Origin of the sequence: Pseudomonas sp. R15(2017), assembly GCF_002112685.1 — a bacterium.
Taxonomy (GTDB): Bacteria; Pseudomonadota; Gammaproteobacteria; order Pseudomonadales; family Pseudomonadaceae; genus Aquipseudomonas; species Aquipseudomonas glycinae.
Genome location: NZ_NEII01000002.1, coordinates 411540 through 435410, shown reverse-complemented (window position 1 = coordinate 435410; position 23871 = coordinate 411540). Strand labels below are relative to the sequence as shown.

The following is a 23871-nucleotide window of genomic DNA, read 5'->3' as shown; positions in this document are numbered from 1 at the left end:
CTGAAGGCTGAACGTGCGCTTCGCCTGCTTCTCAATAAGCCAAAGGAAGCGTCAAGTCTTGACTGACGCCTCCTTCGAATGCCTTGGTATTCAACGATTGGCAAAGTACATTGTCACTTCAAAGCCAATGCGCAGGTCGGTATAGCTGGGTTTGGTCCACATAGTGCGTGCTCTCTCGGTTGTTTAATTGATAAAAAGCAGCATCCGTCCTTGTCCGCTGCGTAAACCTCGTGTTCGTTCAGAGATTGCCAGCCACCGGCTCCTTACCCTCATGAGCGTCCCAAGCCTGGTTGATCAGGTAGGCAAAAACGGCCTTGAGCTGATCATCGGTAAAATCCGCAAACGCTGGCATGCCGCCGCCTGCCTTGGAAAGTAAGCCCTGGCGCACGACGGCTTCGAAGAATTCGTAGCTCGGTGGTGGTGCGTAGATGAGGTTGGGCACACGGCCGCCAGCAGCGTTGCCGCGAAGACCATGGCACTCGATGCAACCGCTGCCCTCGAACAGTTTGCGGCCAAGGGGTGTCAGTGCTTCTGGCTGCCGGGGCGTGAGCGGCGCAGGTACCTTTTGCACTTGTGCGAACCCCGGGTAGTCCTTGACGCCGCCTAACTTGAACGCAAGTAGCCGTGGTGTAGTTCTGGCCTTCGGCGCAGAAGCCGCGTCTGCGTTCAGCGACCCCGTCGCTGCGGCGGTGCCAGTACCGGTCGCCAGCAGAACGTATTGTTCGCCATCCACCATGACGGTCGACGGTGCAGCCCGCACCGCACCACCGATCTCGTGACTCCACAGTGTCTTGCCCGTCGCCGCATCGAGCACCTGCAAGCGCCCGTCGCCAGTGCCTTGGAATATGAGACCACCGGCCGTATGCAGCAGACCGCCGTTGGTAGGCATCGGCAAGCGCGACCGCCACTTCACGCTATTGCGACGGACATCCCAGGCAACGGTTTCGCCGTAGGTTTCGTACTGGCCATCGGCAGAGCGCTGGATAGGCTCGAACGACTGGCCGCCTAGCGCAGAATCGGGATCATCTCTGACCAGGGTCGGCTGAGACATGGCAGGAATGAACACCGTCTCGTCGTCCGGATTGAAGGCCAGCGCTTCCCAGCCATGGGCACCCAAGCCATTGGGCAACTGCATGTACTGCTTGGCGTCATTGAGCCAATACTGCCCTTCCCGCTTCATGATCGGACGACCATTGGCATCCAGTCCTGAAGCCCATTCCATCGGCATGTAGGCACCGCCAGAAATGAACTTGCCGGTTTGCGCATCCAGGGCATAAGCGAAGCCGTTTTTCGGCACGCTCAGCACCGCCCGTTTCGACTGCCCATTGACGGTGATGTCGGCAATCATGATGCCGACGCTGGAGTCATAATTCCAAGCATCCTGTGGGGTTTGCTTGAAATGCCATTTGTACTCGCCCGTGCTGGCATCCAGGGCCACGATGGAGTTGGTGAACAGCTCATCGCCGGCCTGTTCGCCACGCTTGGATGGATCGAACGGTGCCGGCCCCCCTACCCCTATGTAGACCAGATTCAACTGTGGGTCATAGGTCATCGCATCCCAGGCACTGCCACAGCCGTGGGTCTTCGAGTACCAGTCTTTACCCCAAGTCTTGGCCGCATTCTCATACAGCGCCGATTGCGGCTTCGAGGGATCGTCAGGCACCGTGTAGAAACGCCAGCGATGAGCGCCGCTCTCGGCATCGAAGGCGTCGACATAGCCACGGGTGGTTCCGGTATCGAGGCAGGCATTGCCGGTGAACACCAAGCCATTGCCCACCCGTGGCGCCGCAGTAATCGCGTACATGTCGGCGGAGTCGCACGATGTCGCTTCCCACACTTTCTTGCCCGTGCGCTGGTCGACCGCGATCAGGCGGCAGTCACCCGAAGCTATGATGACATTGCTCCCACTCAGTGCCACCCCACGATTGAATCGACGCCCCCAATAGCCTGCAAATGAAGAGCCCTGCTGCGCATTCTCATCTTTGAAGTTCCAGATCAACTGACCGGTCTTTACATCGTTGGCAATGATCTGGCCGTTGGGTGCCCCTTGAAAAACAATACCGTCCTTGACCAGGGGGTTGCCCACCAGACCGTCACTGACCGGAAGGTCCACCCACCAGGCCAGGCCCAGTGAACTGACGGTTTCCTTGTTGATAGCCTTCAAAGACGAGGAATGCTGCATCTCGCTGGAGTTTCCAAGAAACTCCCAGTCTGTATTGGGTTTCTCAACCGGTTGTTCGTTCAGCTCGCAACCCGCAAGCGATGCAAACAGTGATGCGACGATTATTATTCTCATGCAACCCTCTGCCCTTATAAGCACCCATACCTGGATGACTGATGTGTCATCAATCATCCCATCGGTCCGGCAACCATTAGCGAACTGATCATATGACCTGATCAGTTGACCAGTTTCGGCCTGAGTATTTGATCAGCAATGCCGCGAGCGCGCTACAAGAATTTTTTAAGGCTTATAAATCAATTAGATAGGATCTTATCGAGCGCTGATATGCACCGTTTCAGGCTTCCCGCAGCGAACCACCGGACACCATGTCCAGCAGTTTGGCCATCACCTCCGACGCCCCTCCCTGCAAAAAATACTCGTCATGGCTGACCTCGAATCGCTGCGGGTTGATATGTGCAACCATTGCCCTGTACCTCAACGCATGCAGGGGCAACTCGGCGGCTGGGTAAACCAGCCCCGATGTTCCAACCGACAAAAACAGGTCGCACGTTTGGGCGGCATCCTTAGCCGCAGCCCATGCGGCCTCCGGCAGTATCTCCCCGAACCAGACAACACCGGGGCGAATGCATCCCCCGCACACCGCACAAATGGGTGGATCGATCCTGGAGCCGCCCTCGGCGAGCGATACCGAAGGCAGCGGTTCAGAGTGCTGCGTGTGGCAGTCAATGCACCGAGGATTGTGCAGGCTTCCATGCAGGTGAATCACACCGTGGCTACCAGCTCGCTCGTGAAGATCGTCAACGTTCTGCGTGATGACCGTCACCTTGGGTACGAGATTGGCCAGTTGAGCTATCGCTCGATGGGCAGTGTTTGGGCTCGCCTCAACCACCTTCATGCGCCGCCATTCGTACCAGCCCCAGCAGAGGCCTGGATCTGCACGAAATGCTTGCGCCGTTGCCAGCTTTGCTGCGTCAAAGCGCTCCCACAGGCCTGTCAGGGCGTCGCGAAATGTCGGGATACCGCTTTCTGCAGAGGCTCCAGCCCCTGTAAATACCACTACGTGCCTGGCGGCGCGCAGCCCTTGGGCAACCAGCTCTATCGACATATCTATCCCTGCCATGACGAATTGAAACGACGCGATCGGCGCATGAAGAAGGCATATGGAATCGTGGTCACCAAGCGTGCGGATCACCGCATTCTCATATCAAGAACGAAGCCCCCGTCATCAACATCCCGAATATCAACAGCGCCGTAGTCACCCGCGTACTGACCCGAAGCGTGGGTTGATGCTCGATCACCTTGCCAATCGCGAAGTACAGCCGCTCAAGAATCTGCTGCTCATCAAGATCTTTCGATTCGAATATCGAGTCGATCACCGACCCCGCATTCGGAAACGGATCGTGCAGGAACGGCGCTGCGTCAAATGCGCTTTGCTGCAAGGCCCGAGCCGAGAGCATGGCGGACGCGACCAGTGAACCCAGCGCCGTGATGGCAGCTCCCGCCTCCAGCAGGGTGATCATGTCGAGACTGGCCGAAACGCTGAAGCGCAGTATCGCGCCGTACAGCGTGAGCACGCCTGCCAACGCACCGAGCGACAGCGTGAACATCAACCGCAGATACACCGTCACTAAGCCCCGTGAGACGGATATTTGCTCAAGGTAGATTTTGACGAGCGTCTCGATGGTCAAGCGGCGTGCTTCAAAGGCAAAGCGACGTTCTTCTGCCGGGGTTACGGGTTGCATGAAGGCTCCTTGGAAACAGCAAAACAGGTGATCAGCTGAGTGAAGCAAACACTCATGAAGCGCTGTCGTCTTCGTTGAGCGGTGTGTTCCAGATCAACAACTCAAGCGCGGCGGCAATCTGGATGCGGTGGTCGGCAAACTCGATGGGCAACAGATCCTGAGCGCGCTCCAGGCGACGCAACAATGTATTGCGGTGAGTGCCCAGCACTTCGGCGGTCTGGGTGATGTTGCAGCCGTTGGCCAGAAACGCATGCAGCGCACGTTGAAGCACGGTGGATTCGGTCGCCAGCCGGCCAAGGGTGTTCACGACAAACTGTTTGGACGCTCGGGCATCCTGGGTCATCAGCGAAACCATCCGCACCTGATCGATACTGGTGATCGGCGGCGCGCCCGCCAACCTTCCCACCAGACTCTGCGTGGTCAGCGCTTCCAGGTGCGAGCGACGAAAGCCATTCAATCCCGCTGCGGGAGAACCGATAGCTGCGCGTATCCTGGGGAACGACTCCACCACACCTTGCAACAGGCCCTGATCCAAAGGTTTCGCCGCGCTGGCCCAGACCCACACGGTGGCCGGCCCGGCCAATACCACGAGGGGCGCGGTGGTTCCGGTCAGGCGAGCCAGAGCCCGCGCCATCTCTTCCAACGGGCGGATTTCAGCATCCTGGACTTCGCTCCAGATGACGTAGGCCGAGTGTTTTTGTTGCAGGGAGTAGCCCAGGCGCTGGCTCAAATGCTCAGTGTCCACATCACGGCCATCGAGCAAGCGGCTGACCAAGCTGCGCTTGTCGATCTGGTCGTGGTGGGTCAAGGCGCTCTTTTCTTCCAGGACGATCTGGGTGATCACCCGCATGTTGCCGGCAATGAACTCTGAGATGGAACGGGACGAGACCTCCAGCAGTTCTTCAAGCAGCACCGGATCCTGCGTCAGCCCGAATGCCATTTTCATCCACATTTCCCACGCCGCGCTTTGCGTCGTTCTGGCGGAGTTCATGAGGACCTCAGACAGGCCTCTGCGCGCAAGCTCGCGGGCGGTGTCCACCATGTCGGCGGACACATACGTTTCAACCGGTTCTCCTGGACGCTGCATGTTGGCATTCGCCCAGTGCAGCAGCTCTGAGCGATTGGCGCGCCGGCATGCCGCCAGAATCACCGGATCTTCCAGCAGCTTCTCATCCTCCGGGGATGAAAACAGTGACTGGTTCAGGCGCTCGATCCACTCCGGCGGCAGGCTCTGCGCCCTCTCCGCGCCTTTGCGCATCAGTTCGCGAACGGCTTGCGAAGGCCGTGGCCAAGGGGAAGCAGTGCTATTCATGTGATGTTCAATTAAACCCAAAAAAGCCGTTGGAATGGTGCACTTTGTATCTTGTCGAACAAGCCCGGCAAAAATAGCATGAGCCTACTGCCTGAGCCAAACAACCCTGAAGAGGCGCCCTGCTTCTCCCCACTTGTTGCGAATTTAGTGCAGTAAAAATCGTAATGGCCGGACTGCTCAGTGACACACTTTTATAAGTCACTGACAGCGAACCCGCCTGCGCGAAAAACGTTCCTCTTACTTGGAGTCGCTTCAATGTCCAGCGATCGCAATGCAACCAGCAGTCTGCCTGTCGTCAGCCGATCCCATTCAGCGCAAGAAATCGCCTCGCTCAGCGATCACGCCGGCGCGGTCATCATTCGAGGCTACATGACGCCCGAGCAAGTGGCGCGCATCAACCATGAACTGGACGCGCCACTCGCGGCCCTGGACGCCGGTTCGAAACATGAACATCAGTTGGTCAAGGATTTTCATGGTTATCAAACTAAGCGGCTCACCAACCTCATCACTTACAGCAAGACTTTTCGTGAAGAGATCCTGGACGACGACCTCTTTCACGAAATAGGCCGCGCACTTTACGAATCGAAGTGCGGTGACTGGTGGTTGACCACCGCGCAACTCATCGAGATCGGACCGGGCAACACCGCGCAAATGTTGCATCGGGACTCGGCTCAATATCATCCGTTTGTGGCCATGGACAAACATGCACCGCGAGCCATCACCAACCTGATGCTGGCACTCACCGACTTCACTGAGGAAAACGGAGCGACACGGATAATTCCGGGAAGCCAGGACTGGGACAACTTCGAGGATGTGGGATCGCCCGAGATGACCATCCCCGTCGAACTGAACGCCGGTGACGCCGTGCTGTTTGGCGGCAAAGTGGTTCACGGTGGTGGCGCCAACGTCACCACCGACCAGTTCCGCCGTGGCCTGACGATCCCGCTGCAGGCTTCGATCCTTACGCCCGAGGAAGCCTATCCACTCATCGTGCCGCTTGAGGTGGTCAGAACCCTCTCCCCTCGCGTGCAGAAGATCATCGGTTTCCGCTCGCAATACCCCCTTGCCAGTCCGGGCCTGTGGCAGCATGACTACGCGGATCTGGCGGACTATCTCAAGCTCTGACGGATGCAATGTCCGGGGGAAGGCCACCGCCTCCCCCCGAATCACTTTCAGTGCCCGGTCGAGGACGTGAGCAAGACACCCCGACGGGAAAACAGAACCGGCGCACCTTGCGAATCGAGCAGCGCCGCTGTCAGCGAAAGACCTTCCACCGACTGGCTCTCCTCGAAGCGCTCTCCCCCATCACTGCTTTTCAGCATCAGCCCGTCCAGTCCCACCGCCAGTACCGTGTCACCGGACAACGCCACGCCAGTGACGGACCCTTTGCTCTGCGTCGGTACCTTGCGAAAACCCCTGCCCTCGGTCGAACCGTGCATCAGCGTCCCGCGCTGGCCACCGACCAGCAAGCTGCCGTCGGCCAACACGGCACCGGACCACAGCGTGCCGTCGTAACCGGTGCTGATGTATGTCCAGCTTTTGCCCTCATCCTCGGAACGCAGAAGCTGCCCGTGTTCGGCGGTGGCATAGAGCTTGTGTTGGCCATCGGCAAACAACCCCATCAAATTGAGATCGGCCTTCTTCGAACCCGGCGGCGCCTGCAGCGTTTGCTCGTTCCATGTCAGCCCACCGTCATCGGTCGTCAGCACCAGCGACCAGAGCCCCACGGCGACACCCTGCTGTGCATTGAAGAAATGCACGGCGAACAGCGGACGATCCTCTTCATTGGACATCCGCTGGATCTGCCAGGAGTCGCCGCCGTCCGCCGTGACCAGAATCACACCCCAATGCCCCACGGCCCAGCCCTGTTTGGCATCGATGAACGACACCCCCGTCAACGGCGTGGACACCGGCACCGAGCCGGCCTGACGAAAGCTGTTCCCGTGATCATCCGACAACAGCACGATCCCATGATCGCCGACAGCAACCACCCGCTCGCCAGCCCAGGCAGCATCGAGCATGGTTGCGCGGCTGGCATGTTCCGACTGCAGCGCCGGCACCACCGGCAAGTGCGAAGCCTGCAAGGCAAACGGCGGCAGCAGCGTGGCGATCAACACGCCGATCGACAAAAAACCATTACGCATGACTCTCTCCTCAGTGCATCAGTGCGCCGATCATGCGCACGGGGCGCCTGCGCGGGAAAACCTGCTCCAGCCAAACCGCAAAGGCCGGCAGCACCGTCATGGCCATGACCATATTGACGATGAACATGAACGCTAGCAGCTTGCCCATGTCCGCCTGAAACTTGAGGTCGGAAAACGCCCAGGTGGCGACGCCGATCGCCAGGGTGATGGCAGTGAAGATCGTGGCCATGCCGACCTCGAGCAACGCATGTTCGACGGCTTTGGTGATGGGCTGACCGTAGGCCTGGTGCAGTTGCAGGCGGTTGTAGATGTAGAAGGCATAATCGACGCCGATGCCCACCGCCAGCACCATCACCGGCAACGTGGCGATGGTCAGGCCGATCTGCAACTCCTTCATGAACCAGTAGCCGATGAAGGTGCCGATGGTCAACGGCAGGCAGCAGACCAGCACCGCGCGCCAGTCGCGGTAGACGACGAAAACCAGCAAAGCGATGGCCGCATAAACGTACAGCAACATCGGCGTTTCGCTTTTTTCCACTTCTTCGTTGATGGCAGCGAGAATGCCGGCGTTGCCTGACGCAAGGCGAATCGTGACGGCGGATGACGGGTTTTCGCTACGGAAGGCCTTGGCCGCTTCCACCACCCGGTTGATCGTCGTGGCCTTGTGGTCAGCCAGGTACAGATGCACGGCAGACATGCTGCAATCGGCGCGCATCAGTCCGGGCGTGCGCGCAACTTCGGTTGCCAGCGCGGCGTAGTTCATCGGGTCGATGGGCACCGCGCCCATTTTCGGGTTGCCTTCGTTGTAGCCCTCGTTGAACTGGCGTAGGGTCGAGGAAAACGAGGCGACGGACAATACACCGGGCACGCCCTGCATGGCCCAGACGAAACGGTCCTGGTATTGACCCACAGTGACGTTCTCGCAGGCGGCCTGGCTGCCTTCGTCGGCGTTGTCGTGGTTGGCCTCGAACACCACGCTGAACCAGTCCAGGCCGATGTCGTAGTTGCTGGCGATGGACACAGCGTCGCGGTTGAAACGCGAGTCTTCGCGCAACTCCGGAGCGCCGGCCTGTAACGTGCCGACGACCCGATCGTGGCTTTGCCAGATCGCCACCACGAAGACCACCAGAGCCACGCCCAGCACCCACTGCGCGTTGCGCCGCTCGGCGAGTCGGCTCAGACCATGTAGCCAGCCGGTTCGACGCTGCCGGGAGACTTCCTGCGCGGCGGCATACTTGTCATCCACCTTGAGCATGGACGCCACCAAGGGCAGCATCACCAGGTTGGTAATGATCTTGTAGGCCACACCGAGCGAGGCGGTTATCGCCAGCTCGCGCACCATCGGAATGGGGATCATCAGCAACGTCACGAAGGACACCAGCGCCGTCACCAGCGCCAGAGTGCCGGGCACGAGCAGGCCGGTGAAACTTGAGCGCGCCGCCTGCTCGGCGCTCTTGCCGACGGCAATCTCACGCACGATGTAATTGATCTGCTGCACGCCATGGGAAACCCCGATGGCGAAAACCAGAAACGGCACCAGCACCGCCAGCGGATCAAGGCCGTAGCCCAACAGGCGCAGGCTGCCGAACTGCCACACCAACGACGTCAGTGAGCAGACCAGAGCGAGCAAGGTGAAGCGCAGCGAGTGGCAGTACCAATAGACCGCAGCCGCCGTCAGCAGCAACGCCAGCAGACAGAACTCCAGCACCGCCGACGCGCCATCGGCGATGTCGCCGATCTGCTTGGCGAAGCCGATCATCTGGACTTCGAAATCACCGTCCTCGAAGCGCTGGCGGATTTCCTTCTCCAGCGCATGGTTGAACGCCACGTAATCCAGATGGGCGCCGTTGGCGTCGAACTCATTGAGTTCGGCGGTGATCATCGCGCTGCTTTGATCGCGCGAGACCAGCGTGCCGATGAAACCGCCTTGCGCGCTGGAGTTGGCGATGGTCGCGATGATTTCATCGTCCAGATGCTCGGGCGTCACCGTCCCCGGCACCAAAGGGTCGGCGCGAAAGCCCTCTTCGGTGATTTCGTTGACGAAGGCATTGGGCGTCCACAGCGAACGCACGCTGCTGCGGGACACGCCGGGCAGGAAGGTGATCGCCTGGGTGACGTCGTACAGCCGCTTGAGGCCCGGCGCGCTCCAAATCACGCCGTTGCGGGCCTTGACCACGATCGTCAGGCGGTTCGCGCCCATCAGGTCGTTGCGGTAGGCCTCGAAGGTCTTGATGTATTCGTGGCCGATGGGCAGTTGCTTTTCAAAGCCTGCATCCATGCGCAGCTGCACGGCGAACCACGCAATGATCAGGGTAAAGACGGCCAGGCTCGCCAGCACCAGCCGACGATGCCCGAACAGGACGCCCTCGACGCGCGGCAGCAGGCCGCGCTTCCTTGCTTCAGTCAATTTCACAGAACCATTCACGGCTGGCCTCACAATGAGCGGGAGATCGCGATGCCGACATAATCTCGGTCACGGTAGAGCTGGTCGTAAGGCTTATCGCCGCCCATGAACTTCGCGTAGTTGAGGGAAACCTGCCAACTTGCCGGGTTGCGCACGAAGTTGAGGTACAGGTTCATGCTGCTGGCGTCTTCGGTGAAGGTCGCGGTGAGGTTCGGCGTGCGTCCCCCCAGCGAGCGTGAATAGAAGATGCCGGGCGTGACCTGCCAGCCCGGCAGCAACGTGCCGTCGTAGGTCAGGCTCATGTCCAGATTGATGCCCGAGGACGTCTTGTCACCGTGAGCCTTGGGCGGGATCGCCGGGTTCAGTTGCCAAGTGTTCAGGCCGGACGCGAGTGGCTCGCCGTTGACCTCGTCATGCAGCCCCGGGTACTTGATGACCACCAGTTCCGTCAGCAAGGTGCCGGTGCTGGCCCCGGTGAAGTCCAGCAACGTCGGCGAGTTGGACGGCGTGAAGCTGTACAGGCCGGTCAGGTGCCACTGGAATTTCTTTTCGTCCTTCCAGCATTTGCCGCCGTTGTTCGCGCACAGGTCAACGACCGGATTGAGCATCACCGAATCCTTGGGACGGTACGACAGCTCCGTGCCGACCGCCCAGTCGCCGATCGGCATGTTCGCGCTGACGCCGTACAGCATGCGGTCTTCCTGGTACTCCCAGGTGGGTGCCACTGCGAACGTATTCGGGTCGAGCACCGCCACGCGCAACGACGGCAACTTGTCGTGGTAGCGCAACACGTAAAACCCGTAGTTGATGTCGCTGTCTTCTGGCTGCCAGCGCAGCGAAATGCCCCACTGACCGCTGTCACGGGCCTTCTTGTCGGAGAACCCGTAGTCGCCCATGCCCTTGCCCAGGCCATTGGTCGTGGACCAGTAGCTGCCAACCGGCGGCAGTTCGCTCTTGTTCCAGCCGAACTGGTAGTAGGTCTCGATGTTCACCCCCGAACCCAGGCCAGAGGCAACGCTGAGCATCGGCGCCGGCAGCACCGCCTCCTTGAGCTGGACGCCGGGGCGTGCCAGGGCCTGATAGTCGTAAGCGTTGGTGTTGTTGATGCCGCCGGCCACGAACAGGCTTTCGCCCCAGTTGATCACCTGGTTGCCCAAGCGCGCCCGAACGCGCTGCTCACCCACATCGAAGCCCTTGCTCACCCATAGGTCGAGCAGTCGGGCCTTGAACGCAAGGTCGTCATGGGCCGAATCGCTGAGGCCATCGCTGCCGACGCTCGCGGGGGTGTTGAAGGACTGGGTGCCGGTGGTGTCGGTGGCGGCGAAGTCGCGGATCCAGCTGCCGCGCGCCATGAAGCTGACATCGTTGGGCATTTTGAGCAGTAGCTCATGCGTGCCTTTGAGGTAGTTGGTGAATAGGTCTCCGCGGTCGTAGTTCAGGTCGCCCTGGTCGGCGACGCCCGAGCTCTGGGCAAGGCAGCCGGAGGGCGCGTTGTGCCCGGTGATGCCCTGATTGATAAGGTTGCAGCCGCGCGACTCAGTGCGCAGGCCCATGCCTGCGGTGATCGTGGAGTCGAACGAGCCATGGATCGTTTCGGTTTCAAACGTGAAGCCCATTGCAAATGGGGTGACGCACGCGATGACAAGGCCTGAAGCTTTCGTAATTGTTTTTTTCATGCTGGCTCTCGATCTGACGACGTTCGTTAGCGTTCGCTGATGGCGCGCAGGTTATCGGAGGTAAAGAAGTCCCTTTTCAGGCGAGGGCTGGCGTTCTCCTCTGTGAGCCAGCGGATGTCGCTCTTGCCCGCACCGACCGTGGTCATGTCAAAGAGGTAGCGACCGTCCACCAGGTTGTACTGAATCTGGGCCTCGACGTCGCAGGCACCGGTTTCGAACACTGGTGTGGAGAGCCCTTCGCGCACTTTCCAGATCTGCCCTTGCTTGTCGTAGTCAACGGCCATCAATGCGTTCCAGCTGTCCTCGTCGATGTAGAACAGGCGCTTCGGTGCTTGGTGACGCATGCCCTGGCGCACGTTGGCCTCAACGACCCACACCCGATGCAGCTCGTAGCGGCGTGCCTGAGGCGCGACCGAGTCGTTACCGGCGAAGACTTCAACCTTGGCGGAAGTGTCATAGGCGCCGAACACGTTGTAGGGCACCAGCAACTCCTGTTTGCCGACCAGCTTCCAGTCGAAGCGGTCCATGGTGCCGAAGAACACGTTCCCCTCATCGACGGTGTACTGGTTGTCGAGGCCGATCTGCGGCGCGTCGTAGGAGTACGACGGCATGCGCCGCACACGACGCTGGCCGGGGAAGTAGTAGAACGTCGTGGCCTGTTCGCCGGCGACGGCGGTCTGCACCGCGGATTGACCAGCCAGTGCCGCCGGCTCCAGGTAGTTGAAGAAGGTCGCGTTCTCCAGGCGGCCGACGGACGAGAACAGCGCACTGCCCTTCTTGCCCCATGGCGTGAAGAAGAACGTGTCCACCGATTGGCGTGACCACTCCCCGCCCTTGCGCGGCGAAATGCCCGAAACGGCCCGCGGGATTTCGACGCCGACACCGCGGTAACGCATCTTCATGTTCCACATTACCTCAGCGCCGGTTTTGGGCATGGGGAACGGTATGCCCGGAACATGGGCTTCCTCAAGGGCGAGACCCGCTGCGTCGAGTTTGGCGAAGCCGATGTTCTGTCGGGTGTTGTCGGCAACGAAGTCCGGCGCGCCGCAGCTCCGGCGGGTCGGATAGACATCCATGCGGTAGCCGGGGATCTTCTTGAACAGCTCAAGCTGGCCAGGGGACAACTTGGCAGCGTATTGCGCGACGTTGTTGACATCAACGCTGTACAGCGGTTTGTCGCCCTTGAATTTCCAGAAATCGCCACGGACCTGGCCGTAGCTCCAGCCCGATCCTTGCGGGCCGGGCTGTGTCCAGGCGGGAATGTCTCCGCTTGGACTGGCCGCGACTTCGCCGCCCAAGGGGGTCAGCTTGGTCCCCAGTATGGCAGGGTCCACGCTTTCGGCCTGAGCCGAAAACACCACGGTCGCTGCCGCGATCCCCGCGATCATCTGCCGGATCGCAAAGCGGGAAAACAATGCGCCTGTTGGATGCTCAATCACGTTATTCATTGTAAGTTCCTCAGAAACGAAGTTGGGTCGCAAAGCAACTGGATCACTATCAAAGATGCCGAAACAGATCACTCATGCTGACGATCGGATGTTTGGCCGGTGGTGCGGATAAAGGAATTACAAACTGTATTTTCCATAGATATAAAGTGCCCATAATCAAGGCAACTCCAAGGCAAACGAATCCAGTCCGGCGCATATCAAACCTCCAGCATCAACTTTTTATTTTTTGAACCTGATGATGGTTCTATCGACTTTCCCGCTCCTGCGGATTTTGGTTTAAAGGGGACTCAAGAGTGATCGCGAGGCAATTTTCCGGGTTCTCTCCAGTGCGCCATACGCGTAGTACGACTGCACCATCGAATAGGACCAGGTTAGAAAAGCGCTAGTCATGAAGACCAACTTGCTGTCGTCCCCGGCGATGGGAAAAAAATCGTACCTAAGCGCCACGACCAGTCCGGCCACCCCGCCCAAGGCGGTTGCCAGTGCGTGTGCTATGGCGCCGGCGCGTACCAGCCGCCACGTGAAATAGCATAGGTACAAGGTGTAGAGGGACCACATGATCACGTAGAAATAAGGAAGCGCCGCTTGAGTGACGTCGGACAAATAGTAGAACGCCGTTGCGGCAAAACCTGCTACAAACAGGAAGACGTCCTGCGCGCGCGATGGTTTGTAGTTATGGGTAACAGCCATAAGTCCCATCGCGGCAATAATTGGCACCCCCACTCCACGGGAAAAAGCGTCGAGAAAAAGTGCGACGTTATAGTTGCCTTTCCAGCCAGTCGCAATATAAGTCGTGAAATTTGACGCCGAGATTCCGACGATCAAGAACTCCAAACCCAGCAAATAATTTCCTTTCCTGATGAAGCCCGTTCCATAACATAGTCCTGAAATCACTAGGACAATGCATGAGACCAATGCACAGATATCGACAAGTTCCAAAATGGCAGCCTCTTTGAGTGTTATTACGCCGCGCCTTCTACTACGTTTCAGTTGTTCCGGCCGCGCTCTTCAAGCACTTTGCGGTTGGTGCGCTCATCCATCCATTTGGCCGTCGCGAAGGCCGCTTTCAACGCACACCATTGCAGCGGCTCGGGCAGCGTCGAAGGCGTCTTGTGCTCCAGCGCCGTAAGGTGGGAGGGGTCCGTACCGTTGATCCGTGCGGCGAGGTAGGCTCCCATCAGCGATTGCGAGGCCAGTCCGTGGCCGGAGCAGCCTGCCGCATATAAGATGTTGTGTTTCTCGCCCGTCGTACCTACGACGGGCAATGCGTCGTAGGCCGCACTGATGTACCCGCTCCAGCTATGCTGGATGCCCAGGCCCTGTAACGTCGGAAACCGTTCGCGTAGCGCGCGTACCAATGCGGCATAGGCGTTGTCGTCAGGCACATTGGGCGTCTTCGAACCGTAGGCGTACCCCAGTTGTTTCGTGGTCAATACCATCGTGTTGTGGGCCGTCAGCCGGTGGCTCTCCATCGTGTAGTGCGGCGTGATTAGGCCTTCGCGGTTCTTCCAGCCCAAGGACGCCAATTGCTCCGCTGACAGCGGCTGGGTTTCTATCGCCGACACTCGAATCGCCGCCACCTTTTTGCGCAACAGCCCCAACTGAGGGGTGTAGGCATTGGTGGTCAGCACCATGATCGGTGCAGTGGCGTTGCCCGAAGCGGTCTTGCAGGTAATGAGCGGCCCTTCGTTGTAGGACAGCAGTGGCGTGCGTTCATACAGTTTCACGCCAGCGGCAAGTGCTGCACGGCGCAGGCCGTTGATGTACTTGCCTGGGTTCAGGGTGCCGCCGCGTTGCGCGCTGCCGAACAGAAAAGCGGGCGGGATTTCACGAGCACGCATTTCGACCCGGTCGATGAAGCGCGTCACCGAGCCCAGCTCATGCCCGAGCTTCATGTTTGCGCGCAGGCGTTTTTCCTGGGAAGGATGGACCGCTGCGCGAATGACGCCCGAGGGCGTGTAGTCGCAGTCGATGCCCAGCGCCGCCAGGCGCCCTTCCACATAGGTCACCCCGTCGTCATAGAGCCGAACGAACTGCCTGGCCCTTTCCACCCCGACGCGTTTGACGAACAAGTCGAACTCAATGCCCATGCTGCCCAGCAGATAGCCCGCGTTGCGTCCACTGGCACCGAACCCGGCGAACTCTTGCTCCAGCACGATAACCTTGGCTCCCTGCGCATTGAGTTCGAGGGCCGTAGACAGGCCGGCGAACCCGGCGCCGACCACAATCACATCCGCGTGTTCGTCGCCTTTGAGTTCCGGTTGCAGGTCGGCGGGACGTTCCACCCATCCACCCAGATTGCGAAATTTCATCGGTCTGGCCCCTATGTTGTCGATTGCCTTGTTCAAAACATTCATGTGTTTTCACTCTTGTCTTCGGGCACGACGGCACGCTCCATGAAAATGAAGTGCGCAGTTGTCTGTCGGTCAGCGTGCCGACCATTTTTGTGAAGCTGGGCCTGTCACCGCATGGCGCGAGTACGCTTAAATGCCTTTCCCGACCTCGGAGAACGTCTCCAGCGCCAGCAGTTCTTGTGGATCGCGCATCTGGCCGTCGACCTCGACCCAGCCGAGCAACGTGCTGCTCGCGCTCCAGCCCAGCAGGCGTTGCAGTTCATCGGGGAGTTGCCGGACGCGCTCGATGGGGAGCGAAAGGAAATGGTTTTCCTCCAGCCGCAAGAAGGCCAGGTCATAGGCCATGGTCAAGCCGGTTCGAGGATGCGCGGAAATGTTGGCGCCACCACCGTGGTAGACCGAGCCCAACCACAGCAGGGCAGAACCGGCTTTCATTTCGCCCGCAACGGTTTCCTCCTGAGTCGGCATTCGCTCGTCGTCCCAAGTGTGGCTGCCGGGAATGACGCGGGTTGCTCCGTTTTCTTCGGTGAAATCGGTAATGGCCAGCATCAATTGCAACCGGGCTTCGCGACCGAACTGAGGGTGGCGCCACAGGGATGTGGCATCATCGCGATGGAGTGGCTGCAGGCCCTGCCCAGGACCGATCTGGATCGCTTGGGTCATGCTGAGCTGGATATTGGGTTCGATTTCGATACGGTCGCTGCCCACCCACACGTGGGTCGGGGTCTGCAGGATTTTTTTTGCCGTTTCGATGAACAGAGGGTTCAGTGCAACCTCTACGGCGGTATCACTGCGTTCGAAAAGGCGCGCCACGCGTCGAGTCAGGGTGCCCGCAAAGTAGGGATCGGCACCGCAAGGCGTGATGTTCAGATAACGGTCGAGTTCTTCTTTCAAAGCCAGCAAGGTTTGCTGCGATACAAAGTTGGAGATGATCACCCCACCATCACGATTAATAGCTTCAACTACGACTTCAATCGATTCGTTACTGTTCAACGTTTTGAGTGTTCGTCTTTCCATTTTCAATTCCCACCATCAAGAAGAAATTCGATCAATCGATCAGATCAAATGATCAGGTCATTTGATTAAGGCAATTCGCATGCCATTTTTCAAAACTGCTTTAAATCGATAAAGTTGAAGGCGTTGATCTTCTGAGTTGTCTATAAGCGATACCAGGCTACTCACATTCCCTTGAATTTTGCGCTGCCGTGTCACTTCAATACGGGTACTTACGAAACACTTGTCGGGCGAAGAAGAAAACATTCATTCAGGCTAATTCGCTCATGGATTGAGACCCGGCCATGCGTTAGCATCTCTCCCCACAAATATTGAACCGGGTTACCGACGGGAACACCGAATAAGGAGGCTGAGCTTATGGCCAGAATGGGCGCGGAATTGCGTAGACAGGATTTCATCGAGGCCACCGTGAAGGTGATCGCGGAGTACGGCGCCGCCAACGCTACGACCCGCCGAATCGCTGCGCAGGCCGATTCTCCATTGGCGTCGTTGCACTACACCTTCCACACCAAGGACGAATTGTTCTATGCGGTGTACGAGTCGCTGATCAACACGCCGCGCCAGTCACTGGAGGTAACAGCAGGTGGCACCGCCGCAGAAACCGTGGGGGAAACGCTGCGCCAGGCGATCAACTGGTTCATGACCCACCCGGATCTGGCCATTGCCCAGTCCGAACTGTTCGCCTGGTCCCTGCGCAACAACCCGGCCATGGCGACCCGGATCTATGCCGATGCCGGCCAGGCAACCGAGCAGACCATCGCAAAGATCGAGGGTGTGAGGCTGGACAGCACCGCGTTGAACACCGTCAGTCGACTGTTCATCAATCTGCTCGATGGGCTGTTGATCGCTTGGTCCGCCCACGGCGACACGGAACGTTTGAAGGCGGAAACCGACACGGCCTGCCAGGCACTGGAACTGCTTGTGGCAACTTTTGAAACGTTTCCTAAGGCGGTCAGCGCCTGATCAAAATCTGATGCGCAACTCTTTCGCTTGAACTATTCAAATGAAAGAGTTGCGTCTGCTCTTGCTGTTTTGCAGGGATGAGCATTCATAATTGTAAAGGAGCATGAGAAAACTTTAGTTCAGCATCAAAGTTATAAACGACATGCCATTAAACAAAATAATTGTTGAAGCACGGCAGCCGACAAAAAAATAAAAATGCGAATCTGCTTAGTTAAAAAGAGGGGAGCCAAACCGCACTCCCCTAAATGAGACAAATGCTTGTTAAAGCATGTGCCCTGCCAATAACGAAACGAGTGTGCCATTCAGTAAGTTGGGAAAATCGTGCCCCATCCCCGGCAGAAGCACCAACTTCGATCCGGCAATAGCCTCAGCGGTGGCAAATCCTCCGCTGGTGGAAACCATCAGGTCTTTGTCCCCATGGATGACCAACGTGCTGCATCGAATCTGCTGCAGTTCCTGAGTGCGATCACCGGAATTAATGATGGCGCCGATCTGCCTTGCTGTTCCCACATTGTTCAGCTCATCCCCTCCGCGACCCCAGGCTTGTGCGGCGTAACAGCGCAGGCTGTCTTCGTTCCACTCCAGCGTGGAGCCGATGACACGCATGATGTCCACGTAATCGCGCACGCTTTCCTGCTCGTCCCTAGGTGGACGACGCAAAAGCTTCATCAGTGCCTTGAGTGCGGGCTGCCCCACGCGCAGCGATCCGGTGGTGGAAAAAATCGAGGTCAGGGTTTTGACCCGCTCCGGGTAACGCGCCGCCAATATCTGGGCGATCATGCCGCCCATGGACATCCCCACCACGTGCGCTGCTTCCAGTTGCAGGCTGTCCATCAGCCCGAGCACGTCATCAGCCATGTGGCCGAGGTCGTAGCCGTCGGTGGCCTTGCGGAAAAACTGCTGCAAGACCGTCGGCGGCGTCGCATCGGTGAAGAACGATCGCCCTGAATCACGGTTATCCAACGTGATGACGCGCAGCCCTTGGCTGACCAGGCCAGCGATGATCGCCGGCGGCCAGTAAGTCAGTTGCAATCCCAGACCCACCACCAGAATCACGGCTGGGTTGGTTTCAATCCCGTAACTGCGGTAACAGAGACTTCCCTTGCCGGGCAATTCACAGAAATGATCCTTGCTCATCGACCGTCACTCTCCATTGCCAGGCCGACGCTTTCTGGCTGACGGATAACGGGTGCCGAGGTGAACTTGAGGCAGTCTTCAGCCACCGTTCCGCGACGCAGCAATTTGACGTCGCGAAAGTAGTCCATCGACATGATCCAGGGTTCGCAAGGCCCCTGGCGCGGCATGCCGTCCAGGGCGCGCTTCACGTAGCCCGCACCAAAATCCAGCAGCGGACGGGTCTCGATGCCTTCGGGTGCCTGAGGCTCACAGACGGCATGACCCTGCTCGTCCATGAAACCCAGCAGGCGACAGAAGTGGTCGCACAGCAGGCACACCTTCAAGGTCCAGGACGAGTTGGTGTAGCCCACCGCAAAGGCGAAGTTCGGCACGCCGGACAGCATCATGCCTTTGTAGGCCAGGGTCTGGCTCAGCGTCACCGGTTGTCCGTCCTTGTGCAGCGTGATGCCGCCAAACATCTGCACGTTGAGACCGGTAGCCGTAACGATGATGTCCGCCTTCAGCTCCTTGCCGGATTTGAGCAGCACGCCCGATTCGGTGAATCGCTGGATGTGGTCAGTCTCCACAGAGGCCTTGCCCGAACTGATGGTCTTGAACAGATCCCCTTCAGGCACCGAGCACAGCCGCTGATCCCAGGGGTCGTAAGGCGGATTGAAATGCACATCCACTGGGAAGTCCTTCGGCAGTTCCTTGCGGGTGAGCCACATGAGCAGCTTGCGGGAAAGCTTCGGAAAGCGTTGGCAGAAGCTCCAGAACCCCAACGTGATTTTGGCGTTCTTCCAGCGGGTCAATGAATAGGCAGCCTGGGCAGGCAGCACCTTGCGCAGGAAGGCGGCTACGCCATCCTTGGCAGGCTGATTGATGATGTACGACGGCGTGCGCTGCAGCATGGTGATGCTCGCTACCTTGTCCGCCATGGCTGGAATCAACGTCACCGCCGTGGCACCGCTGCCGATCACGACCACATGCTTGCCGGCGTAATCCAGATCTTCCGGCCAGTGCTGCGGGTGAATGATCTGGCCCTTGAACTGCTCCGAACCTTCGAAGCGCGGGCTGAAACCCTGGTCATAGCGGTAATAGCCACCTGCGCCGAACAGCCAGCGGCACTGAATGGTACGCGTGACACCCAAGTGACCATCCTCGACCTGAACGGCCCACAGGCCTTTGTCGCTCTGCCAGTTGGCCGACACGACTTTCTGCTGGTACTGGATCAGCGGCGCCAACCCGTACTCATCGACCGTCTCTTTCAGGTACTCGAGAATGTCCTCGGCATCTGCCAGGGACTTTTCTTTGGTCCACGGCTTGAAATCGAAGCCGAAGGTGAACAGGTCCGAGTCGGAGCGGATGCCAGGGTAGCGAAACAAATCCCACGTTCCCCCGGCCCGCTCACGAGACTCAAGAATCGCAAAGACCTTGCCCGGCTGGTTGCGGCGCAGATAAGCCGCGGCGCCGATTCCGGACACCCCGGCGCCCATGATCAGGACGTCCAGCGGCTCGGTGGGAAGAACTGCGTGGGAAGACATGTCGCCTCCTGTTGTTGTTATAGAGACCTGATCAGTTGATCTGATCGTGCGATCATCGTAATTCGCGCCATCACCACGGAACAAGGTACAAAAAGCACCACGAATTGACTTCTTTGATGCGATTTGCACACTCACAAAGCAAAAGGCAAAACCGCTCCGATTTACGCTCACGCATCAGGGCTTTTTGTTTCATGCAGAATTTGAAGGGCTTTGGGACTGTAGCTGACCGGAAGAAAGCGGCATCACGCCGCAAGCGAGCGCCAAGCGGGAAATCGGGGGGGATGTCTGGAGGAGATGTTGCGAGGAGATGTTGCGAGGAGGAACTGACCACGCACCAGACTGAGCCGCTGGCACGTGGTCTCATGCATCGGCCGTTACAGCTGGGCCTTGCCCACCAACGGAATGCGTGATCCGGTATCCAGTATATCCGCCGCATCCAGTTGCTCTTCAATCTGCAGGAAGCGCATGGCGATGATTGGTGACATCTTGTCGGCGACCTCATCGATGTAGCGGTTCAGGATCATCTGCCGCTTGACGTGCAGGCTCTTGTAGGTCTTGATCATCTTCGACGCATCGTCATCGGTGACAGCCCCGGAGCCGTAAGCCCGCGCATACCCAAGCAGCAACTGGAACGTATCCCGGTTCAAGCCATCCATTTCGCCCCGGTAAAGGGTGTAGATCGGCCAGAAAGTTTCGGCCTGCGCGCCATCGAGCGCCATGTTGGACTCCACCATTCGCTTGCGCTTGTAATTCTGGGTTTCGAGCTGGTTGTTGATCTTCTCCTTGTTCTCGCTCATCACTTGGTGCACCGACGGCAACGGTTCCTGAGCCGGTGCGGCATGCGCGCAACCGACAACAAACAAAGCGGCAAAAATAAGGTGCCTGGACATCAGTTGACTCCTGTTGCGTTAATCAAAAAATACGGCGCGATCACTGCTCGGCCACCTTGAGAGAAATCTTCGGCGCCCACTCCAGCCAACGCTCATCGACGGCCTCGAATAGGGCGAAGGTCTGGCCCGGCCGGGCCGGTTCACCCATTTGTCCATTCTCCGGCGTGGCGAAGGCGATGCCGCCTGCCACCATGGCCTCCAGGGATTCGGTGCGCACCGAAACGCCCTTGAACAGCCCCGCTTCGATCCCGACCCCGCTGGCGTTCCAGAAACGGCTGCCGCTGTGCACCAGCGGCGCGTAACGCGGCTCGATCAGCACGCTGATCAACACCCGGTCCGCCTGCGGCCCCAGCGTCATGTCGACCACCTTGCCCACCGGCATCTTGCGATAGTTCACCGGGCTGCCGAGCTTGATCGAGCCTTTGTCCGCCGCGCTCAGGGTCAGCCGCAAACCGCTGCCCTGCCCCAACAGATTCGGCGCATCGGTCAGGGTCTGGAAATGTGTCTGACGCTCGCCCGGACGAGCACCGGCCAGCGCTTCGATGTAGGGACCGCTGACCAGCGTGCCGAGGTTTTCCGTGCGCAGCAGGCCCAACGCCGGGCGCTCTACCCAGAAGCGCGTACCGCTGCGGGCGAACGATTCGCCGTTGGGCAACAGGCGCACCTTGAGCTGTACCCCGGACAGGTCGGCCTTCAGATCGACGCTCTCGACCTTGCCGATCGTCAGTCCCTTGAAACGGATGGGCGTTCCTTCGCGCAGGCCATCGCCATCCTCCACGCTCAGCTGAATCTCCATACCTTGGGCCAGTGCGGCGTCTTCGTTGTCGTAGAGGGCGAATCGCCGATCCTTGCCCGAAGCCGGCGCTTTCAGATCCGGGGTGTCGAAAGCGATGCCGCCGTTGATCAGGGTCTGCAGTGACTCGCTCTTGACCTTCAGACCGGTCAAGTCACCGCTCAGGGTTACGCCGCTCGCGTTCCAGAACCGCGTGGAGCTGTTCACCAGACGTGAAAACTCGGGCTCGACGTTCACCCCGATCATCACCTGCCGGTTGTCCCCCGACAGTTGATAGCTCTGCACGCTGCCGACACGAATCTGCCGATAGAGCACGGGCGCGCCGACCTCGACCGAACCCCGCTTGTCACTGGTCAGCACTAGGTGCAGGCCCGGCGCATCCGTGTCCATGACCGGCGCCTTGGTGCGGACGCTGAACTCGCGTCGCGGCGCTCCGCTCTTGGCAAAGCGCACGGCAATGTAGTTGCCCTTGACCAACGCATCCAGGCCGGTGATCCCGGCCAGCGAGATGTTCGGCTTCACGGTCCAGAACTCGGTTCCCTCCAGCAACATGGCCTCGACCCGCGGGTCCATCGCCAGTTCGGCCGTGGCGCCGCTGAAGTCCTGGTTCATGTCGACGCTCTTGACCAGACCGACCTGCACGCCGTTGTACATGACCTGCGTCTGCCCCGGCTGGATGTCGCTCAGGTCCTTCATTTTCAACGACACTCGCAGGCCGACCTGGGCGGCGTCGTAATCCTCATACAGGCGAAAAGGCTTGCTGCTGTCCGTGGGCGGGCTGTCGCGGTGATTGTCCGGCGTGGCGAAGGCAATACCGCCGGCAGCCAGGGTCAACAGAGATTCGCTGCGCACCTTGAATCCCGACAAGCCGCCGGAAATCGACAGGCCGCTGGCGTTCCAGAAGCGCGTGTGCTTGCGCACCAGATCCGCGTAGGCCGGCTCGATGTGCACCTTGATCTCGATGGTGCGCTGATCCTCGGCCAGCTGAAAATTCTTCACCTGACCCACCAGAATCTGCTTGTAGAACACCGGGCTGCCCTGCTCCAGGGAGCCCAGGCGGTCGGCCTTGAGGGTGATGTGCAGGCCGGGGACTTTCTCGGACATGGGCGGCGGCTCCTTCAGGGCCGTGTAGGTACGAACGCCTTGGTCACCCTTGTCGCCCTTGGCCGGATCGACGGCGATGTAGACCCCGGAAACCAGCGTCTCCAGGCCGGTGACGCCCGCCAGCGACACCCGTGGCTTGACCAGCCAGAAGTGGGTGTCTTCGTTCAGGTAGTGCTGGGTTTCCTTGGTCATTTCGATGGTGGCGAGCACGCCCTTGATGTCGTCGCTGACATTCAATTCCACCACCTTGCCAACCGCGATGCCCTTGTACAGCACCTCGGTTTTCTTGGCCTGGATGCCGTCGCCGCTGTCGAAGCGCACCTGGATGATCGGGCCGGCTTCATCGTAGGCACGCCAGGTCAGCCAGGCGCCGATGACCAGGGCCAGCAGCGGCAGGATCCAGATCGCCGACCAGTTGGAGGTCGGGCGTTTCGTCGGGATGGGGAGGTCACTCATGTTCATTGTCCGCGTCGGTGTTGTCCCAAAGGAGCCGGGGGTCGAAAGTCAGAGCGGCGAGCATGGTCAGCACCACCACGCCGGCGAAGGCGGCGGCGCCGAGGTTGGCCTCGATGCGCGCCAGGTTGCCGAAGTTCACCAGCGCCACCAGGATGGCGATGACGAAGATGTCCAGCATCGACCAGCGCCCCACCCACTCGATGAAGCGGTACATGACGATCCGCTGACGGGCGGACATCGGCTGGTGTCGCTGCACCGAATAGAGCAGCAGCGCAATCCCGGCGAGCTTGAACGTGGGCACCACAATGCTGGCCACGAACACCACCAGAGCGATGGGGATCATCCCCAACTGCAGTAGGCTGACCACGCCGCTCATGATGGTGGCCGGCGCGCCCTTGCCGAGGACGCTCACCGTCATGATCGGCAGCAGGTTGGCCGGGACGTAGAGAATTGTCGCGGTGATCAGCAAGGCCCAGGTGCGCCGGATGCTGTCAGGGCGACGCTCATGCAGCAGAGCTTCGCAACGGCTGCAATGCGCCGACTGCGGGCCGTCGATGGGATTGAGTTGATGGCATTCGCCGCAGACCTGGATGCCGGCATCGATCGCACGCATGGCTACCCTGCCTTCGCGGCGTTCGCCGAAACATTGTCGACAGACATCGGATGCCCTTCCTGGGCCCGTGAATCTCCCCGCCCGATTGCGCGCACTGTGTCCATGACTCACCTGAG

At 59.4% G+C, this 23871-nt stretch carries 19 protein-coding genes; 2 read left to right on the top strand and 17 right to left on the bottom strand.

Annotated features, from left to right (window positions below; all coding sequences use genetic code 11):
- Positions 1 to 90: 90 nt before the first annotated feature.
- From pqqA to CAF77_RS05455, 5 genes are all read right to left on the bottom strand, one after another.
- Positions 91 to 162: a pyrroloquinoline quinone precursor peptide PqqA gene (pqqA, locus tag CAF77_RS05475; protein ID WP_063607997.1), complete on the bottom strand. Its 72-nt coding sequence runs from the start codon at positions 160 to 162 to the stop codon at positions 91 to 93.
- Positions 163 to 238: 76 nt separating this feature from the next.
- Positions 239 to 2353 (bottom strand): PQQ-binding-like beta-propeller repeat protein, encoded by a 2115-nt coding sequence (locus CAF77_RS05470; RefSeq protein WP_085654164.1) that lies wholly within the window; start codon positions 2351 to 2353, stop codon positions 239 to 241.
- A gap of 163 nt (positions 2354 to 2516) precedes the next feature.
- Positions 2517 to 3287: an NAD-dependent deacylase gene (locus CAF77_RS05465; protein ID WP_085654206.1), complete on the bottom strand. Its 771-nt coding sequence runs from the start codon at positions 3285 to 3287 to the stop codon at positions 2517 to 2519.
- A 94-nt stretch (positions 3288 to 3381) separates the two neighbouring features.
- Entirely contained in the window at positions 3382 to 3924 is a 543-nt protein-coding gene (locus CAF77_RS05460; RefSeq protein WP_085654163.1) for a hypothetical protein, read from the bottom strand.
- A 52-nt stretch (positions 3925 to 3976) separates the two neighbouring features.
- Positions 3977 to 5236, bottom strand: a complete 1260-nt coding sequence (locus CAF77_RS05455) for a CdaR family transcriptional regulator (protein WP_218190055.1) — start codon at positions 5234 to 5236, stop codon at positions 3977 to 3979.
- A 255-nt stretch (positions 5237 to 5491) separates the two neighbouring features.
- On the opposite strand from CAF77_RS05455, the gene CAF77_RS05450 reads away from it, so the two are divergent.
- Positions 5492 to 6361: a phytanoyl-CoA dioxygenase family protein gene (locus CAF77_RS05450; RefSeq protein ID WP_085654162.1), complete on the top strand. Its 870-nt coding sequence runs from the start codon at positions 5492 to 5494 to the stop codon at positions 6359 to 6361.
- Between the two features lie 47 nt (positions 6362 to 6408).
- On the opposite strand, the gene CAF77_RS05445 is transcribed toward CAF77_RS05450, so the two are convergent.
- The 7 genes from CAF77_RS05445 to CAF77_RS05415 form a co-directional block, all read right to left on the bottom strand.
- Complete coding sequence (locus CAF77_RS05445; protein WP_085654161.1) at positions 6409 to 7380, bottom strand: YCF48-related protein; 972 nt, start codon at positions 7378 to 7380, stop codon at positions 6409 to 6411.
- Between the two features lie 10 nt (positions 7381 to 7390).
- Complete coding sequence (locus CAF77_RS05440; protein WP_256576120.1) at positions 7391 to 9805, bottom strand: RND family transporter; 2415 nt, start codon at positions 9803 to 9805, stop codon at positions 7391 to 7393.
- Positions 9806 to 9813: 8 nt separating this feature from the next.
- Positions 9814 to 11460: a DUF1302 domain-containing protein gene (locus tag CAF77_RS05435; protein WP_371915532.1), complete on the bottom strand. Its 1647-nt coding sequence runs from the start codon at positions 11458 to 11460 to the stop codon at positions 9814 to 9816.
- 26 nt (positions 11461 to 11486) lie between these two features.
- Positions 11487 to 12908 (bottom strand): DUF1329 domain-containing protein, encoded by a 1422-nt coding sequence (locus CAF77_RS05430; protein ID WP_085654159.1) that lies wholly within the window; start codon positions 12906 to 12908, stop codon positions 11487 to 11489.
- Positions 12909 to 13184: 276 nt separating this feature from the next.
- A complete protein-coding gene (locus CAF77_RS05425; RefSeq protein WP_085654203.1) occupies positions 13185 to 13832 on the bottom strand; it encodes a hypothetical protein in 648 nt (215 codons plus the stop codon).
- Between the two features lie 62 nt (positions 13833 to 13894).
- Positions 13895 to 15265, bottom strand: coding sequence for an FAD-binding oxidoreductase (locus CAF77_RS05420; protein ID WP_085654158.1), 1371 nt, complete (start codon positions 15263 to 15265; stop codon positions 13895 to 13897).
- Positions 15266 to 15391: 126 nt separating this feature from the next.
- Complete coding sequence (locus tag CAF77_RS05415; RefSeq protein WP_085654157.1) at positions 15392 to 16279, bottom strand: phytanoyl-CoA dioxygenase family protein; 888 nt, start codon at positions 16277 to 16279, stop codon at positions 15392 to 15394.
- Positions 16280 to 16633: 354 nt separating this feature from the next.
- On the opposite strand from CAF77_RS05415, the gene CAF77_RS05410 reads away from it, so the two are divergent.
- Positions 16634 to 17239, top strand: coding sequence for a TetR/AcrR family transcriptional regulator (locus CAF77_RS05410; RefSeq protein ID WP_085654156.1), 606 nt, complete (start codon positions 16634 to 16636; stop codon positions 17237 to 17239).
- Positions 17240 to 17500: 261 nt separating this feature from the next.
- Here the strand turns inward: CAF77_RS05410 and CAF77_RS05405 are convergent, their stop codons facing one another.
- The 5 genes from CAF77_RS05405 to CAF77_RS05385 all read right to left on the bottom strand — a co-directional run bounded on the left by CAF77_RS05405 (position 17501) and on the right by CAF77_RS05385 (position 23755).
- On the bottom strand, positions 17501 to 18376 hold the full coding sequence (locus CAF77_RS05405; RefSeq protein WP_085654155.1) for an alpha/beta fold hydrolase: 876 nt from the start codon (positions 18374 to 18376) through the stop codon (positions 17501 to 17503).
- The gene (locus CAF77_RS05400; protein WP_085654154.1) at positions 18373 to 19899 is read right to left on the bottom strand and encodes an NAD(P)/FAD-dependent oxidoreductase; all 1527 of its coding nucleotides are present in this window, start codon (positions 19897 to 19899) and stop codon (positions 18373 to 18375) included. The genes CAF77_RS05405 and CAF77_RS05400 overlap by 4 nt, the downstream gene beginning before the upstream one ends.
- A 374-nt stretch (positions 19900 to 20273) precedes the next feature.
- Complete coding sequence (locus tag CAF77_RS05395; RefSeq protein WP_085654153.1) at positions 20274 to 20789, bottom strand: transcriptional regulator; 516 nt, start codon at positions 20787 to 20789, stop codon at positions 20274 to 20276.
- Positions 20790 to 20829: 40 nt separating this feature from the next.
- Positions 20830 to 23142 carry a PqiB family protein gene (locus CAF77_RS05390; RefSeq protein ID WP_085654152.1) on the bottom strand — a complete coding sequence of 771 codons (2313 nt, stop codon included), beginning with the start codon at positions 23140 to 23142 and terminating at the stop codon, positions 20830 to 20832.
- Complete coding sequence (locus CAF77_RS05385) at positions 23135 to 23755, bottom strand: paraquat-inducible protein A (protein ID WP_085654151.1); 621 nt, start codon at positions 23753 to 23755, stop codon at positions 23135 to 23137. Before CAF77_RS05385 ends, CAF77_RS05390 begins: the two co-directional genes overlap by 8 nt.
- Positions 23756 to 23871: the final 116 nt, after the last annotated feature.

Excerpts from the sequence above, each read along its gene's own strand:
- CAF77_RS05470 (WP_085654164.1), bottom strand. The coding sequence starts at position 2,353 with ATGATTGATGACACATCAGTCATCCAGGTATGGGTGCTTATAAGGGCA.
- CAF77_RS05465 (WP_085654206.1), bottom strand. The coding sequence starts at position 3,287 with ATGTCGATAGAGCTGGTTGCCCAAGGGCTGCGCGCCGCCAGGCACGTA.
- CAF77_RS05460 (WP_085654163.1), bottom strand. The coding sequence starts at position 3,924 with ATGCAACCCGTAACCCCGGCAGAAGAACGTCGCTTTGCCTTTGAAGCA.
- CAF77_RS05455 (WP_218190055.1), bottom strand. The coding sequence starts at position 5,236 with ATGAATAGCACTGCTTCCCCTTGGCCACGGCCTTCGCAAGCCGTTCGC.
- CAF77_RS05450 (WP_085654162.1), top strand. The coding sequence starts at position 5,492 with ATGTCCAGCGATCGCAATGCAACCAGCAGTCTGCCTGTCGTCAGCCGA.
- CAF77_RS05445 (WP_085654161.1), bottom strand. The coding sequence starts at position 7,380 with ATGCGTAATGGTTTTTTGTCGATCGGCGTGTTGATCGCCACGCTGCTG.
- CAF77_RS05435 (WP_371915532.1), bottom strand. The coding sequence starts at position 11,460 with ATGAAAAAAACAATTACGAAAGCTTCAGGCCTTGTCATCGCGTGCGTC.
- CAF77_RS05430 (WP_085654159.1), bottom strand. The coding sequence starts at position 12,908 with ATGAATAACGTGATTGAGCATCCAACAGGCGCATTGTTTTCCCGCTTT.
- CAF77_RS05420 (WP_085654158.1), bottom strand. The coding sequence starts at position 15,265 with ATGAATGTTTTGAACAAGGCAATCGACAACATAGGGGCCAGACCGATG.
- CAF77_RS05415 (WP_085654157.1), bottom strand. The coding sequence starts at position 16,279 with ATGGAAAGACGAACACTCAAAACGTTGAACAGTAACGAATCGATTGAA.
- CAF77_RS05410 (WP_085654156.1), top strand. The coding sequence starts at position 16,634 with ATGGCCAGAATGGGCGCGGAATTGCGTAGACAGGATTTCATCGAGGCC.
- CAF77_RS05405 (WP_085654155.1), bottom strand. The coding sequence starts at position 18,376 with ATGAGCAAGGATCATTTCTGTGAATTGCCCGGCAAGGGAAGTCTCTGT.
- CAF77_RS05400 (WP_085654154.1), bottom strand. The coding sequence starts at position 19,899 with ATGTCTTCCCACGCAGTTCTTCCCACCGAGCCGCTGGACGTCCTGATC.
- CAF77_RS05395 (WP_085654153.1), bottom strand. The coding sequence starts at position 20,789 with ATGTCCAGGCACCTTATTTTTGCCGCTTTGTTTGTTGTCGGTTGCGCG.
- CAF77_RS05390 (WP_085654152.1), bottom strand. The coding sequence starts at position 23,142 with ATGAGTGACCTCCCCATCCCGACGAAACGCCCGACCTCCAACTGGTCG.
- CAF77_RS05385 (WP_085654151.1), bottom strand. The coding sequence starts at position 23,755 with ATGCGTGCGATCGATGCCGGCATCCAGGTCTGCGGCGAATGCCATCAA.